General features: G+C 41.1%; 13 protein-coding genes. 12 read left to right on the forward strand and 1 reads right to left on the reverse strand.

The features are described 5' to 3' along the window. Positions 1–15 precede the first annotated feature (15 nt). A complete protein-coding gene (locus tag AAC388_RS16435; RefSeq protein ID WP_005079309.1) occupies positions 16–1,434 on the reverse strand; it encodes a hypothetical protein in 1,419 nt (472 codons plus the stop codon). Between the two features lie 209 nt (positions 1,435–1,643). On the opposite strand from AAC388_RS16435, the gene AAC388_RS16440 reads away from it, so the two are divergent. The 12 genes from AAC388_RS16440 to AAC388_RS16495 all read left to right on the forward strand — a co-directional run bounded on the left by AAC388_RS16440 (position 1,644) and on the right by AAC388_RS16495 (position 16,799). Next, positions 1,644–2,351: a hypothetical protein gene (locus tag AAC388_RS16440; protein ID WP_005079311.1), complete on the forward strand. Its 708-nt coding sequence runs from the start codon at positions 1,644–1,646 to the stop codon at positions 2,349–2,351. A 147-nt stretch (positions 2,352–2,498) separates the two neighbouring features. Then, complete coding sequence (ubiE, locus tag AAC388_RS16445) at positions 2,499–3,446, forward strand: bifunctional demethylmenaquinone methyltransferase/2-methoxy-6-polyprenyl-1,4-benzoquinol methylase UbiE (RefSeq protein ID WP_002114829.1); 948 nt, start codon at positions 2,499–2,501, stop codon at positions 3,444–3,446. Positions 3,447–3,457: 11 nt separating this feature from the next. Continuing rightward, a complete protein-coding gene (locus tag AAC388_RS16450; protein WP_017481961.1) occupies positions 3,458–4,126 on the forward strand; it encodes a hypothetical protein in 669 nt (222 codons plus the stop codon). A gap of 12 nt (positions 4,127–4,138) precedes the next feature. Beyond that, positions 4,139–5,758, forward strand: a complete 1,620-nt coding sequence (locus AAC388_RS16455) for an AarF/UbiB family protein (RefSeq protein ID WP_005079317.1) — start codon at positions 4,139–4,141, stop codon at positions 5,756–5,758. A gap of 124 nt (positions 5,759–5,882) precedes the next feature. Next, positions 5,883–7,196 (forward strand): NAD(P)/FAD-dependent oxidoreductase, encoded by a 1,314-nt coding sequence (locus AAC388_RS16460; RefSeq protein WP_342370944.1) that lies wholly within the window; start codon positions 5,883–5,885, stop codon positions 7,194–7,196. A 26-nt stretch (positions 7,197–7,222) separates the two neighbouring features. After that, positions 7,223–7,609, forward strand: coding sequence for a VOC family protein (locus tag AAC388_RS16465; RefSeq protein WP_044101780.1), 387 nt, complete (start codon positions 7,223–7,225; stop codon positions 7,607–7,609). 174 nt (positions 7,610–7,783) lie between these two features. Next, positions 7,784–8,557: a bifunctional phosphoribosyl-AMP cyclohydrolase/phosphoribosyl-ATP diphosphatase HisIE gene (hisIE, locus tag AAC388_RS16470; RefSeq protein WP_014208235.1), complete on the forward strand. Its 774-nt coding sequence runs from the start codon at positions 7,784–7,786 to the stop codon at positions 8,555–8,557. Positions 8,558–8,566: 9 nt separating this feature from the next. Continuing rightward, positions 8,567–10,069, forward strand: a complete 1,503-nt coding sequence (locus tag AAC388_RS16475; protein WP_337080993.1) for a UvrD-helicase domain-containing protein — start codon at positions 8,567–8,569, stop codon at positions 10,067–10,069. Between the two features lie 23 nt (positions 10,070–10,092). After that, positions 10,093–11,478, forward strand: coding sequence for an AAA family ATPase (locus AAC388_RS16480; protein ID WP_342370945.1), 1,386 nt, complete (start codon positions 10,093–10,095; stop codon positions 11,476–11,478). A 295-nt stretch (positions 11,479–11,773) separates the two neighbouring features. Continuing rightward, positions 11,774–14,623: a monovalent cation/H+ antiporter subunit A gene (locus tag AAC388_RS16485; RefSeq protein WP_342370946.1), complete on the forward strand. Its 2,850-nt coding sequence runs from the start codon at positions 11,774–11,776 to the stop codon at positions 14,621–14,623. Continuing rightward, entirely contained in the window at positions 14,620–14,988 is a 369-nt protein-coding gene (locus AAC388_RS16490; RefSeq protein ID WP_002115033.1) for a Na+/H+ antiporter subunit C, read from the forward strand. Before AAC388_RS16485 ends, AAC388_RS16490 begins: the two co-directional genes overlap by 4 nt. After that, positions 14,988–16,799 (forward strand): monovalent cation/H+ antiporter subunit D, encoded by a 1,812-nt coding sequence (locus AAC388_RS16495; RefSeq protein WP_320139807.1) that lies wholly within the window; start codon positions 14,988–14,990, stop codon positions 16,797–16,799. Before AAC388_RS16490 ends, AAC388_RS16495 begins: the two co-directional genes overlap by 1 nt. Position 16,800: the final 1 nt, after the last annotated feature.

Here is a 16,800-nt window from a genome sequence, read left to right on the forward strand (position 1 = left end):
CTTGTAGCTGAGAGCTTAGTCTGCTCTCAGCTGTTTTAAAATGGCCTTCAACACTTCTAAACGTGCCGTATATTTATCATCGGTTGCGACAATATACCAAGGTGCATATTCAGTACTAGTTCGCTCAAACATATCTGCGGCCGCTTTTAAATAATCGTCCCACTTATCACGATTACGCCAATCCTCTGCGGTAATTTTAAAGCGTTTATGTGGTGTTTCTTCTCTGGCCTTAAAACGCTGCTCTTGCTCATCTTTACTAATCGCCAGCCAAATTTTTACTACAATCGTTTGACTATCAAATAAATCTTTTTCAAAGCGGTTTATTTCATCATAGGCACGCTGCCATTCTAAAGGTGAAGCAAAACCTTCGACACGTTCAACGAGTACACGTCCATACCATGTCCGATCAAAAATCGTGATTTTTTCGGCCTCATTAATGCGGTTCCAAAAGCGCCATAAGTAAGGATGACGTGCTTCAAAACGTTCAGGTGCTCCAATACAGTGAATATCATATTCACGCGGGTCTAGGTTTTTAACGATTCGCTTAATGGCCCCACCTTTACCAGCTGCGTCCATGCCTTCAAAAGCAATGACGACATTGCGTTGATCAAAACGCATGGCATCGGCAATTTTTTTACTCAGTTTATCGAGTTCTTTTTTATATTCTGCTTTTTCAAGTGGTTCGTTAGAAGGGTTTAATAAACTCTCTGGAATTTTAGCTTGCTGCCATTTTCCTTTAACTTCGGTTTCATGCTCTGGAAGTTGACGCATGTGTTGTAAAAGGTATTGCGCAAAAAACTGATCACGCTGCTTTTCATCTTCGCCATCAATAATGTACCAATCGTCGGTAAAACGACGACGTAACTTTTGCAAAGTGTCATATTGTTTTTTATTACGCCAGTCTAGGCCATGCAGCTTATGCCAGTGCTGTTCAGATGGATCTATCTTGTCTAAACGTTTTTGCAGTGATTTCCATGACAGATCGAACCAGACTTTGACCACATCGACATAGTTGTTTTTTAAATCTTGCTCAAATGCCCGCATATTTTCAACGTAAGCATCAAAGCGTGCTTCATCCAAAGGTTCAGACACGTGCGTTGCCGTGACGAGCAAATCGCTATACCAGTTGCCAAACATCACCACAATTTGCCCTTCAGTCGGAATGAACTCCGAGTAAGATTGCCAAAATGCTTCTGTATCTGTCAGCACACGTGGCGCGTCTGCTTTGACTCGTAAATATCGTGGATCTAGCCATTCACGAAGTTGCTTAACAGCCTCGCCTTTTCCAGCCAACTCTATACCACTCATTAATATTAGTGTGCTCTTAGCGTTGGGTTTGCCCCGACTTTCTTTTAACGCATATTGTGCTTCAATCAAATCGACTGAAAGCTGTTCTTCATCACGAATCTCAAATTTTGGTTGTTGTTCACTCATAGTCCACGGCTCTAATCTTTTATTGTTTAATTTCGATGATCTTTAACTTATGCGCTTAAATGATGAATTGCTATACAAATTATGTCATTGCGCCAAAATTCTGTTTAAAAATTGACGCATGAATCATTTTTTTTACATCTACTCGCCATAGTACAAGGTTACAATGCCTTTTATGATTTTTTGCAAATAGCCCAATATTAGAGCCTTAAATGTCTAAACTCGCTGCTTTTGATGATCTTTTACAACAATATAAAACATTTAATTATCACGATAATCCAGTACTTGCTCAGCGTTTGCAAGATGTACAAACATGGTTAAAAGAGCGGATGAAAGATACGCATCATGACTTTTTTAATCTGCCAGCGCACAAGCTCATGTCAGAGTACTTTTTAAATCGTTTATATGGTGGCCCAGAATTTGATGCTCTTGCAGCTCAAATCGAGCGTTTACTAAAATATGCCCATAAAGCAGAAAAAGTCTTACCTGAGAATGCAATTAAAACAGGTACTAAATCAGTAAGTTTGGCTGTACTTGCAACCCAACTTGATGAGCAAGTAGCAATGCAACTTCTTGAGGACTATCCGGCAGATACAGTATTAACTGATGAGATTATGCGTTTAACCTTAATCAAGCTTGATCAGGCCGAAGCTCGTTATCAACAACTTGCTCTTCTTGACGATTTAGGTGCAGCACTCGATAAATACATGCGTTCATTTATGATGTTTACTGCTTTTAAAATGTGTAAAGGTATTGCCCAAAAATATCACTTCGAATTGATGTATGATTTCATTCAAGATGGTTTTAGTGCGATGAAACCGTTAAAATCAGCCGAGACCTTTATTAAGACTTTTACTGAAAAAGAACGCCAGATTATTGAAAATGTACATTCAGGGCATCCGAATCCGTTTAGAGTGTGATAAGGTCGGCACATAGAAAAACTCAACCTCGCGAAGTTGAGATTTTATTCATTATATTTGCATGATGATGCCTGTAAAAATAGACAAAATCTGTCATCATGCAGAACTTATTCCGTTTCACTTGAGTTTGAGTCTAGGAGAGACAATATGTCTAACGAAAACCAAAAGCCAACATCTCCAACTGAGCAGGCACAAAGTTCAGACAAAGTTAGCCCATTCCTAAGCTCACCTTTACCTCAAGGTACTCCTCAAGGGCAACAACAAACTTTACAGCAAACCTTAACAGACACACCTGTGAATGGTTCTGTACCTAAATACAATTTACCTCGTGGTGCTGGTAATACTGGCAACGTTGGTGAAACAACACATTTCGGTTACTCAACAGTTAGAACTGAAGATAAAGCACAAAAAGTTGCAGAAGTTTTCCACTCAGTTGCAAGCAAATATGACTTGATGAATGACTTGATGTCATTTGGTATTCACCGTTTGTGGAAGCGTTTTGCAATTAACATGTCTGGTGTCCGCCGTGGTCAACACGTGTTAGACATTGCTGGCGGTACAGGCGACTTAGCAAAAGTATTTAGCCGTGAAGTTGGTCCGCAAGGTCATGTTGTACTTTCAGACATTAACGAATCTATGCTCAATGTTGGCCGTGACCGTCTAATTGATGCAGGCTGTACCAATGTTGACTTCGTTCTTGCCAATGCAGAAACATTAGAACCTTTTGCAGACAACAGCTTTGACCTTGTAACCATTAGCTTTGGTTTACGTAACGTGACAGATAAAGACGCAGCACTTGCTTCTATGTTCCGTGTGTTAAAACCAGGTGGCCGTTTACTGATTCTTGAGTTTTCTAAACCTGTATTTGAGCCATTCTCAAAACTTTATGACCTCTATTCATTCACCGCTTTACCGATTATGGGTAAATTGGTTGCGAATGACTCAGAAAGCTATAAATATTTGGCTGAATCAATCCGTATGCACCCAGACCAACGCACCTTAAAAGGTATGATGGAAAATGCTGGCTTCCAGAACTGTGACTATCACAACCTTACTGCCGGTATCGTTGCCGTTCACCGTGGCTTCAAACTGTAAGGGATAACGATATGTGGTCGATTCTGGCACTCGGTGCAGTCGAACGTATCATTCATCATCTGATCGATCTGGATGCGGTTACTCGCATTCAGCTTAATCAGTTACAGGGCAAAATGTTGCGTGTTGTGATTGATAGTCCGCAGCTTTCTGTCGATGTGTTCTTTGACCAAGAAAAAGTACGTCTTGAACCTACCGTAACAGGTCATAGTGAAAAGCCTTCTATTTTTGAACAGCGTCCTTTTGATGCCCAATTCAAAATTTCTGAAGCAACCGCAACTTTGCATGTTAAAGATGTCGTTGAACTGATTAAATTATTGGTCAGCGATCCAGACCAGATTGGGAATATCCCGCTCCAAGGTGATTATCACCTATTACAGGATATTCAAAAAATTATGCAGCAAGCTGAACCTGATTTAGCTGCGCATTTATCAAGATGGGTGGGTCCTCAGCTCGCTCATGAAATTGGCAAGATTCAACTTGCACCAAAACATTTAAAACGCTCGGTGCAAAGCCATCTGTTTTTTGCTGAAGATGCCTTAAAAGAAGATAGCGGCCTATTCGCCCCTCGCTGGGAAATGGACGACTTAACTCAAGCAACTCGCAAGCTTAATCAAGACATTGACCGTCTTGAAGCAAGATTGCAGCAACTCAATGCACAACTACAACCCTCTCAAGACTAGGTAAGACTTTATATGATTCCGCACGTTTCACGTTTACTCGAACTTTGGCGTATTGCAGCGCACTATAGACTCGATACGTTGTTCCCTGCGGATGAATTACCAGTTAAAGCTCAGCATGCATTAAATATTATTAAAATGCATCCAGCTGCATGGTCGAGTCGTGAACGTAAAAATCCTTTAAAGCTTAAAGAAGCTTTAGAAGATATGGGACCACTTGCAATCAAGCTTGGTCAATTACTGTCTACTCGCCGTGACCTAATTCCACCTGAGGTACTCGCTCAACTAGTTTTACTTCAAGATCAAGTAAAACCTTTTGATAGCAATGTTGCCAAACAACGTATTCAAGATTCTTTAAAAGCAGACGTAAATACTCTATTTGCCCGCTTTGATGACCAACCATTAGCTGCTGCTTCAATTGCACAAGTACATACAGCGGCACTGCATGATGGCCGTGAAGTTGTTGTTAAAGTTACTCGTCCGGACATTCGTAGCCAGATTTTACAAGACTTTGAAATTCTGGCATGGCTAGGAAATACGTTAGAAAGCCGCCTTGAAGCTGCTCGTGCATTGCATCTCACCGAAATTATTCAAGACTACCGCCAGATCATTTTAAATGAACTGGACTTGAGTATTGAGGCTGATAACACCCGTCGTATGCGCCATTACTTTACTGGCTCAACCATGATGTATGTGCCAGAAGTCTACATGGACACCAAAGATGTCATGGTGGCTGAGCGCATTACTGGCGTGCCTATTTCAGATACAGCAACCTTTGACCGTCTAGGCATGGACCGTGCACAACTTGCAGAAAAAGGGTTAACTATTTTCTTTACGCAAGTATTCCGCGATAACTTTTTCCATGCCGACATGCATCCCGGTAATGTCTTTGTAGAAACCATTAATCCAAGCAATCCACGCTTTATCGCACTGGACTGTGCGATTATGGGAGAGCTATCTAAACACGACCAGATGACAGTTGCCCGTATGTTGCTTGCTGTCATGAACAGCAACTTTATGCAGCTCATTCAAATTGTGCACCAAGCTGGCTGGATTCCACCGGGTACAGATCAAGACGCGTTAGCACGTGAAATGCGCCGCACTGTTGGTCCAATGGTATCTAAACCAATGGACCAGCTTGATTTTGCGGGTATCTTAATTCAAGTGATGGACATTGCTCGTCGCTTCCATCTTGAGATTCCGCCACAGCTCATGCTGCTACTCAAAACTTTAGTGCATGTAGAAGGCCTAGGGACTGACCTTTACCCACAGCTCGACATCTGGAAATTGGCAAAACCAATTTTGACGGAATGGGTCAAATCCAACATGAACCCAGTCAAAAATGTAAAAGAACTCGGCCAGCAATTACCTGACCTGCTTTTAGGCGCTCAAGATTTCCCAAGCTTAATTATTGATAGCTTAAATGGTTTAAAAAATCAGTCGGCTTGGCAAGACCGCCAGTTACGCGAAATTCAGCAACTTCGTTTGCAAATGGAACATCAGCAACGCCGTAGCTGGATGTTCGGCAGTACCATGCTGATTTTGCTGACTATTGCAATTATTAGCCCTTGGTTTGTTTCGATTATTCTAATTGTGCTGAGTAGTTTACTAGCGCTTTGGCGTATATTGAAATAAGTTCAAAATCCCTTGCCAGTGCAAGGGATTTTTTATGAGAAAAATTTAATATTTTAAAAAATTTATAGATCAGCTATTCGTTCATTGCTAAATTGAAGCTATAAATGCTTCAAAAGAACAAACAATGAAAACACCTCATTTTGCCATTATCGGTGCAGGTACAGCAGGTTTAGCCACAGCGATTTTACTCGCCCGCCAAGGCAATAACGTTACGATTTTTGAACAAGTTGATGAGTTATCTCCGGTAGGTGCAGGTTTACTGCTACAACCTGCGGGCTTAGCCGTATTTGAGCACTTAGGTGTGCTCGACAAAGCCCTAACCTTAGGTGCGAAAGTCACAGGCTTAGAAGGACAACTTCCAGACAAGCGTCTTTTAGTTAACAGTCACTATCGCGAAGCATCAACAAATCTTTATGGTCTAGGTATACACCGAGCCACTTTGTGTCACGTTCTCACTCAAAAACTTAACGAGTATTCAAGCCAGATTACTTGGTGCATGAATCATTCCGTTGAAAGTTTTGTAGAACATAACGATGAAGTTCGGATATTCGGCAGTCATCAAAACCAAAAGTTTGATGCTTGCTTTGATGGCCTACTCATTGCCAATGGTGCTCGTAGTCAATTACGCCATAAAGCATGGGTAAAAGTTGACAAAGCTTATCCTTGGGGGGCTGCATGGAGTATCGTGCCCGAGTGCCAAGTCCTCGATTCTGAAATTCTGCATCAATTTTATGATCGCTCGAAAATTATGATGGGAATTCTTCCTACGGGAGCGATTCCAACCGAACCTCAACAGCGCCTTTCAAGTGTTTTTTGGAGCTTACCTACGCCACAATTACAAAGTTTTTTGCAAGATGAGCAGGCTAAACAAGCTTGGTTAAAGCAAGTCTCAGAACGTTGGCCCAAAGTTGCAGAGTGGCTCAAAGAAATTTTGTATAACAGTCAAACTCAGCCCAAATGGCTATCTGCAAACTATCGTGATGTAGTCATGACTCAATTTGGTCAAGGCCGAATTGGTGTGCTTGGCGATGCAGCTCATGCAATGAGTCCCCAGTTAGGTCAAGGTGCAAATATGGCATTATTGGATGCTTGGGCTTTCTATCAATCATTACAAAATGCTCAAAAGAACCAAAATATTGATTGGTCCCTGCTCTGGCAGCACTACCACCAGCTTCGCCGTTCATCCACCCAGTTTTATCAATTTCTTAGTCGCTTATTAACACCACTTTATCAGTCTGATCATTGGTGGGCTGGAGGTTTAAGAGATTTAGTTTTCCCGTGGATGTATCAAATCCCTTATTTTCGAAAAGAAATGGCAATTACAATTTCAGGCTTAAAGACTGGTCCATTCCAACAACTTAACTATGATCAGGTTACTCAATTACCTAAAGAAAACAGTGCGTTCCATTTAGAAAGCGAATCTCTGTCTGACTATTAACCCCACCAAATAATAGTGATTAACACATGAAAATCAGCCATCTTGATCATCTTGTTTTAACTGTCTCAAATATTGAATCTACCTGTCATTTCTATCAAACCGTATTGGGGTTTGAAGTCATCACGTTTAAAGGTGATAGAAAGTCTCTAAAGTTTGGAAATCAAAAGATAAATTTACACCAGCAAGGCAACGAGTTTGAACCGAAGGCATTACAGCCGACTCCCGGATCTGCCGACTTGTGTTTTATTTCAGACACTCCCATTTCAGAAGTGGTTGCACACCTTAATCAATTAAATATTCAAATTGAAGAAGGTCCGATTGAGCGTACTGGTGCAATGCATCCTATTCTTTCAGTTTATATTCGCGATCCAGATCAAAATTTGATTGAGATTTCAAATATCCTCACGCCTTAGTCATTTGAATAAGATACAGATTGGTAAGTGTTACAACCTATTCATTACGCTAGCAGAGACAAAAAGGACAAAGAATTTTTCCGCAAAGCGACGTTGATGCCGTACACTATACAAGCTATTTTTTAGCATCAGATTGAAATCAATTTATAGTTCATATTTCTTTGGTGATTCCTCATGAATAACACGCAATGGCTCGATGAAGTAAAATTTAACGAACAAGGTCTTATCCCTGCCATTGCTCAACATCATCAAACCGGACGTATTTTGATGGTGGCGTGGATGAACCGTGAATCACTTGCGCTCACAGCAGAAAAAAATCAGGCGGTGTATTTCTCTCGCTCTCGCCAAAAACTTTGGCACAAGGGTGAAGAATCAGGTCATTTCCAAACAGTTTATGAAATTCGTTTAGACTGCGACGGCGATGTAATCATATTACAAGTTGAGCAACACGGCGGTATTGCATGCCATACAGGTCGTGAGTCTTGTTTCTACCGTAAACTCACCCCACAGGGCTGGGAAATTGTCGATGCACAATTAAAAGACCCTACTGCAATTTATGGTGACAAAGCCAAAACTGAAAGCCACGATCATGCTCATACTACTGAACAAGTTGATGTACTTGCTCACTTAGGGCAATTGATGCAAGAGCGTAAACAAGCTGAAGCGGATACGTCATATGTTGCAAGCCTCTACAAAAAAGGCATCAATAAAATCTTGGAAAAAGTCGGCGAAGAAAGCGTAGAAACTATTATTGCTGCGAAAGACTACGCTGCTCAAAATACAGAAAGCAATTTAAATGACTTGATTTATGAAACTGCCGATTTGTGGTTCCATAGCATTGTCATGTTGGGTTATTTCGATCTTAATCCACAACTTATTATTGACGAATTAGCTCGTCGTCAGGGTTTATCTGGTTTAGTTGAAAAAGCTAACCGCAACAAGGTTTAAAATCACTCAGTGTCGAATATCGAAAAACCTAAAGCCACCTATGAGCAAGCTATTGCCATAGATAACGGACGTCTTGGGCAATCATTTAAAGTGATTGCCTATGCGGGTACAGGTAAAACTACTACGTTACAAATGATTAGCGATGCCATGCCTGAACGGCGCGGTATGTATTTGGCTTTTAACAAAGCCATTGCTGGTGAAGCACAAAACAAATTTCATCGTAATGTAGACTGCCGGACTTTTCACTCACTCGCGTTTCGCAGTGTGCCACGAGGTGTGACTGATAAATTACGCTTACCTCGCTTAAGTCCAAGCTTTATTGCCAAAGAATATCGACTAGAACCTATTACTTTACGACGCATGATGGGTGGACGTTATGAAAAATACGTCTTAATGCCAAGTCGCCTCGCAAGCCTTGTCGCTAATGCTGTCAGCTATTTCTGTTCAACCAGTTCTCAATATCCAGCTCCTCGACATATTCAGGCACCCAACTGGTTACATCCGGATGATATTACCGAGCTACAAACTCACCTTTACCCTGCTGTAGAGCGCCGTTGGTTAGAGTCCATCGACCCAAATCATCAGGCAGGAATTGGTCACGATATTTACCTCAAACTTTGGGCTTTGTCTGAACCTAACATCCCAGCCGATTATGTCTTATTTGATGAAGCACAAGACGCTGATCCTTTAATGCTGGGTATTTTACTTCGCCAAAAAAGTACTCAGGTTATCTATGTAGGTGATGCACATCAGCAAATCTACGCGTGGCGTGGTGCAATCAATGCCATGCAGCAATTGCCCTTACCAGAGTCTCGCCTCACCACTTCTTTTCGTTTTGGTGAAACGATTGCGGATGTTGCCAATGCATTGCTAGGCGGATTAAATGAAACTGTTCCTTTGCTTGGTAATCCAAATCAAAAATCAAGTGTCGTAAATAAACCGCATACCAAAATGCGTGATGCGATTTTATGCCGTACCAATGCTCGGGCTATGGAACTTCTATTAGCAGGTTTAGTTCACGGCGATAAAGTGAGTTTGCAAGCTGATCATCAAAAACTAAACCGTTTTGTAGATGCCGCAAGTCTCTTAAAACAAGGAAAACGGGTTACTGATGTGCCTGAATTAGCATGGTTCAATTCATGGCATGATGTCCATGAATACTGTGAAACCAATGAAGGTAGTGATATTAAACCATTGGTTAAATTGGTGGATGATCACGGCACTGACCCGCTAAAAAAAGCACTTGCAAAGATTACTCCACTTAAGCAAGCTGACTATGTCATCTCTACAGCACATAAAGCAAAAGGCTTAGAATGGAACCGTGTTCATATTGAAGATGACTATCAATTTAAAATTAATGGGTTAGAACACAAGATTACCGATGAAGAATTAAGACTACTGTACGTTGCCTGTACTCGTGCTAAAGTAAGTCTAAATATCCATCATCTTTATGATCTGATACAACAATTAAAACTAAGGGCGCCTTTAAGTCTTCGTCAGTCGGTTGGTTGAAGCGCTCATATTTAGGTGAGCCTATGAAACTTGAATCTGTCCAATTTAAACATATTGCTCTGTTTCACGACCTTAAAATAAACTTTCACTATGAGAAACAGCCAATCACCTTAATTTTAGGAGAACAGGCAACTGGTAAAAGTATGTTGCTCAAACATATTTACCATGCTTTAACTTGGCTCCCTGCTCGCCTTAAAGATTTGCGTAGTCCCGGTATTGTGATGCCTGATCAAGACATTACTCAGTCGCGTCTACAATCAAAAATTGAAGTAACCATTCAAGTTCCTTCAGAAATTGGTCACCTGCCAGAAAGTACCTCTGCTCAGCAGGTAGACTCTTCACTATGTAGCTGGAAACTTTTTAAAACCTTAAATGCAAGTGGGATTGGAGTGAGCCAAGTTGAAACTCAGCAACTTGACCAAACCATGGCTCTTTATCAACAAGTCATAAAAAAAGATCCATTACAGGGACTTCCCTTAATCGCTTACTACCCAGCCGAGCGATTTGTGAATGATATTAATCTGCTCAATAAAAATTTACCCGGCATTACTCAAGCCATTTCAGCCTATGACATTAGCCCACTACCGTTTACAACTTTTACACGCTTTTTTGAATGGCTACGAGAAATCAGTGATATTGAAAATGCTCAAGCTGCATATCTAGTACAACGGATTAGATCGAAACAATTAGATCAGCAAGATCAAAAAGAATTATTAAATGAGCTTCAAAAAGAGTTATCAGGGCAACCTAAACAGCTTACTTCACCCAATCTCTATGCCCTCAAGAATGCATTAAGTATAGTTCTGCCTGAGCTTAAAGACCTCTATCTACACTATCAGCCTCGACTACAACTTATGGTCGACTATGAAGATCAAATCTTACCTTTTCAGCAACTTTCAAATACAACAAAAACTTGGATTGCTTTAGTAGGTGATATAGCCCGCCGACTATGTTTGCTCAACCCTTTAAGCCTAAACCCTTGTCTTGAGGGGGATGGAGTTTTACTCATTGACCAGATTGATACACAGCTCGACTCAACGCATTGCTCCGAAATCTTAAATCGGCTTCATCAAGCATTTCCACGCCTACAAATTATTGCAACAGGAAGTCGTGAAGAGCTACTTGAACATGCCTCGACCTATCAATGTCTAAAATTAGAGTCTGGTAAAATTAGCCATCTTGACCTAAATACGACCAAGCAACAGCTTGAACATATCTATAACTTACTTCAAAGAAGCGAACCTTTAACACCATCTATAGAAGCACAGCCTCTGAGTTTAATAGACCCAACACCAGCACAGATTGAGGTTTTATTTCAGCAGATTCAGGGTTTAACTGAACAACAAAAAAATGAATTATTAAGGATGATTCATGCGGGAGACGCACCGGAAGAAAGCCCTTCGGTTTGAGTTTTATAATCAAAAAAACCACACTCACAAAATATATGGTGGAGTACGGTTTTTTAGGCACTAAAATAACTAGATGTTGTTACTACATGTAATAACATCAGATTTTCAATGCTTTTTTAGTGTACAATAAATTTCATTTTGCGTTTTTATTCTTCAAGTTGCGCAATACAACTTGTTTCTCGCTTTATTTTCTAATTTGGTTGGGTTTTCGGAATAATAAGCTTTGGAACTCTCTTTGAATTCCTATCTATTCTGAAATTAAAATTTCACCTTTAGGTTTCGACCTAAATCACATATGGATACGAGTGTGCTACCGATAATTATCTTATTACCGTTAATATTAGGCACCACCCTTGTTTCATTGCTTCAACGGTTCTCGCGTGGAGTAACGGCTTTAGGGGCAATTGGAGTCAGTTTAACCAGTTTTGGTTTATTACTGACTCAAGCTAAAACTGTGCTTGGTGGTGCAAGCATTCAACAAAGCTGGGATTGGCTACCTCAATTAGGGATCAATCTGAGCTTCAGGCTCGATGCTCTTGGTTTATTATTTTCTCTTCTTATTACCGGTATCGGTACACTCATTTATATATACGCCTATTATTATTTAGGCCCTAAAAATTCATTAAGTAAACTCTATACTTTACTCATGCTGTTTATGGCAGCAATGCTGGGAATTTCGCTCTCTAATAATCTTATTATTTTATTAGTCTTTTGGGAGCTCACCAGTATTTCATCTTTCTTGTTAGTGGGTTATTGGAGTCATTATGAAGCTGCTCAACGTGGCTCTCGGATGGCACTCACCATTACAGGAATGGGTGGTTTAGCAATGCTAGGTGGATTTGTTCTCTTAGGACAAATCACTGGGACCTATGAAATTAGCGAAATCATGGGCATGAAAGATGTTATCCAAGCCCACGCTCTTTTTATTCCAATATTATTGCTTATTTTGCTTGGCGCATTTACGAAGAGTGCTCAGTTTCCCTTTCATTTTTGGTTACCTAACGCAATGGCAGCACCCACACCAGTGTCTGCTTACCTACACTCTGCGACCATGGTAAAAGCGGGGATTTTTCTACTTGCCCGCTTACTTCCAATTTTTATAGGCGCTGCGATTTATCATAATATCGTTACGTTTGTCGGCCTATTTACGCTCTGTATGGCAGCGTGTTTTGCCATTTTCAAAGAAGATTTAAAAGGACTGTTAGCCTATTCAACCATTAGTCATTTAGGGCTTATTGTTTGTTTACTCGGTATCGGTTCTCCTTTAGCGGTTGCCGCTGCTATTTTCCATATTATTAACCATGCAACATTTAAAGCAGCGCTGTTTATGCTTGCAGGGATTATTGATCATGAAACCGGCACACGTGATCTTCGAAAACTCAGTGGTATTTGGCAATTACTTCCTTTCACTGCCACACTCACCATGATTACCGCTGCCTCTATGGCAGGTGTACCACTTACCAACGGCTTTATTTCAAAAGAGATGTTCTTTACCGAGCTATTGGCGAATCTTTCAGGCTCAACAGTTATCTTTGCCAGCATCATTGCAACTCTGGCTGGTATCTTCGCAGTAAGTTATTCAATTCGCTTAGTGCATGGTATGTTCTTTGATGGTCCAATTGGTAAACAAGTTCCAAATAAAGATGCACATGAACCACCAATGGGGATGCGTGCTCCAGCCATTCTTCTTGCTGTGCTTTGTATCTTGGTCGGCGTTCTGCCTTCGTTATTGGTAGAACCACTGGTCAATAGCGTAACTAGAGCAAGCTTGATGCAACCGGAATTTGCGGGTACACACCTTGCAATTTGGCATGGTTTCAACGCTCCTCTTGTGATGAGTATTATTGCTTTGATTGGCGGTACGCTGTTCTACTTTGCCTTAGCAAAAGACGGCATGATTCGTAAAATTGACCTTGACCCACGTCTAGGCAAATTACAAGGCCGCATCTTATTTGATTTATTTTTAAAACATCTGCTGCTTACAAGCCGAAAAATCAAACAAAAAACTGAAAATGGTTCATTGCAAAGTTATTTGTTCTGGATCATTGCTTTTAGCGTCATCATGGTCACTATGCCTTTACTCAATCAAGGGCTGAGCACAGGTACACGCGAACTCACCCATGCTCCATGGATTGCTGTAGTTCTTTGGCTGACGTTATTCTCAGGCTGTTGGATGATGCTCTGGTTCCATCATGAGCGTATTAAAGCAGTGCTTATTAGTGGTGCAATTGGTCTAGTGGTAACGATGGTCTTCGTCACCATGTCAGCACCAGATTTAGCGCTGACTCAAATTACAGTAGACGTGGTAACGACTGTTCTTTTATTAATGAGCTTATCGTTACTTCCACAGCTCACACCGTATGAATCTCGTCGTTCTAGACGTTTGAGAGATGCTGCCTTAGCAATTATTGGAGGTTTAGGAATTGGCTGGATTACTTGGCTCATTTTAACCCGTGATCATAATTCAATTTCTTGGTTCTTTGCCCAACAGTCTTTACCACTTGGGGGTGGCTCAAATATTGTAAATGTCATTTTAGTTGACTTCCGTGGCTTCGATACCTTCGGTGAAATTACGGTATTAGGAATCGCTGCGATTGGTGCACTATGTTTAATGGATGGTATGCGTGTACACGGCACCACCATGACGCAAGGTCTCACCTATCGTTTCAATCCATCTCCGCTTATGTTCCGTATTACGGCCTCTTGGGTACTACCTCTAGCGCTTGTCGTCAGTGTTTATATCTTTTTGCGAGGACATAACTATCCAGGCGGTGGCTTCATTGCAGGTCTAATCACCTCAATGGCGCTAATCATTCAATATATTGCACTAGGTCAAGATCAAGCAGAACAGCTGTTAAAAGCGAAGTCTGGCCGCCTTTACGAAGTCTGGATTGGCACAGGATTAACGATTGCAGGTCTGACTGGTATAGCAGCATGGTTCTGGTTACGTCCGTTCCTCACGAGTGCTCATGTCTATGTTGAATTACCAATTCTAGGAAAACTACATCTAGCTTCAGCTGCAAGTTTTGATTTGGGTGTTTATATCACCGTTGTAGGCGCGACAATGTTGCTCATCTCTGTATTAGGCGACTCTCGTCATTCGAGTATGTCCGGTCCTGTACCACATCGGGAGGAATCATCATGATCAGTTTAGAATTCTTACTGGCTTCTGCTATTGGTTTACTTGTTGCCACAGGTATTTATCTGATTTTACGTGCTCGTACTTTCCCTGTTGTGCTCGGATTGGCTGTAATCGGTTATGCAGTAAACTTATTTTTATTTGCTATGGGTCGATTACAAATCAGCTCACCAGCAATTTTAACTGAAACCACAAAAATAACCGATCCACTTCCTCAAGCGTTGGTGTTAACCGCCATCGTGATCGGTTTTGCAACTACAGCGTTTATTGTACAACTTGCGCTACGTAGCCGTTATGAATCAGGTAGTGATCATGTTGATGCTAAAGAAGATGCTTCCCCAACATACGACCCACGTGAGGATGAGCCGTGATGTTTGATTTTTTATCTTTTTGGCAACAACACACGCCTATTTTTAGCATTCTCATCCCAGCATTTACTGCTTTTATCTTATTACTGTTAGGTAACCCTGGGGCAGGTGCTTTAAAAGATGACTGGCGCCAACCTTGGCGTCGTGGCATTAGTCTTGTCTCAGCAATTGCCGGATTAATTACCGCTATTGTTTATCTTAGTTACGCCAGCACGGGGCAAATTACTGTTTACCAATTAAGTGAATGGTCAGCGCCATTTGGTATTGTGCTTGTACTCGATCGTCTTTCTGCTTTTATGCTGGCACTGACTTACGCATTAGCGGTACCAGTTTTATGGTATGCAAGTGATAACTGGGATACCCGTGGTCGCTATTTCCATGCCATGGTACATTTTCTATTAATGGGGATTTGTGGAGCATTTCTAACAGGCGACTTATTTAACCTTTTCGTCTTTTTTGAAATCCTGTTGATGGCTTCGTATGTGTTGCTCTTACATGGACAAGGCAAACCTCGTTTTCAGCTTGGCGTTCACTATGTCATTATCAATCTTTTAGCCTCTGCCCTTTTCTTAATTGGGCTTGGTATGATTTATGGCAGTGTTGGTAGCCTCAACATGGCGGATGTCTCACGTCTTATACCGACACTTGAAGCAGATCAACACAAATTAGCAGTCGCTGGTTCGTTACTTCTCTTTGTCGTTTTCGGTATTAAAGCAGCAATGCTTCCTGTCGGTTTTTGGCTACCAAAAACCTATGCTGTTGCAAGTACGCCTGTAGCTGCAATTTTCACTATTATGACTAAAGTCGGGATCTATTCTATTTTACGTGTAAATGGAACAGTATTTGACGATGCGCTTAGTCAAGAAATCTTAAAAAGCTGGTTATTGCCTATTGGCTTAATTACTTCTCTTTATGGGGTGATTGCAGCAATTGGAGCAGATCGTTTACGTCGATTTGTCGGCTTTATGGTCCTTTCTTCAATTGGTACCTTGCTTACAGCAATTGCCATGTCTAATACGCAGGCATGGTCTGGTGCTTTATATTACTTAGTGCACAGTACATTGATCGGTGCAGCTTTTTATCTATTTTGTGGATGGATCACTTCACAACGTGGAGATTTTAAAGATCATTTAAAAGTTGCCCCAAGAATCAAACAAGAAAAAGCGGCTATGCTGACTTATTTCTTGATTGCGATGATGATGGCTGGATTACCACCTTTTAGTGGTTTTCTTGGAAAAGTATTCATTTTACAAGCGACAGTTGAAGCTAGCTATCAAGGCTGGATTATTGGTGTTGTGCTTGTTGTGAGCCTATTAAGTATTATTGCACTCACACGTGTTGGTTTTATCTTATTTTGGCGCGCATCTCCTCCAGAAGAAGATCCAATCCATCCAGCTTATATTCTTTATCGTGCTTTGCCGGAACGCGCACCACCACGTAATGATCAAGTCATTTATTTATTACTGGCTGGTTTAATCGCTTATGTTGTCTTTGCTGCACCAATTCAGCATTACACCTTAAGCACCGCAGAGCAGATCCAAGACCACGCACTTTATCAACACTCTATTCTTAAAGTGGATAAAAACGGCGAAGTCATCAGTGTGCAGCCATATGACCCAGCTTACTTACCGGAAACTAAGTACGGTGGTGAAGTTGAAGATCATAATGCTTATCTTGTTCCAGATATTATTTCGAAAGATACGTTCAATGGCGAACATATTTCTGAATATAAACAACGACAAATTCAGCAACAGGACAAACTCCAAACGCCTACCATTGTTGATGAAAGTCAATTGAAACCTAGGGAGCCATAAC

It is taken from the genome of Acinetobacter sp. D009 (assembly GCF_038562025.1).
Lineage (GTDB): Bacteria > Pseudomonadota > Gammaproteobacteria > Pseudomonadales > Moraxellaceae > Acinetobacter > Acinetobacter pittii.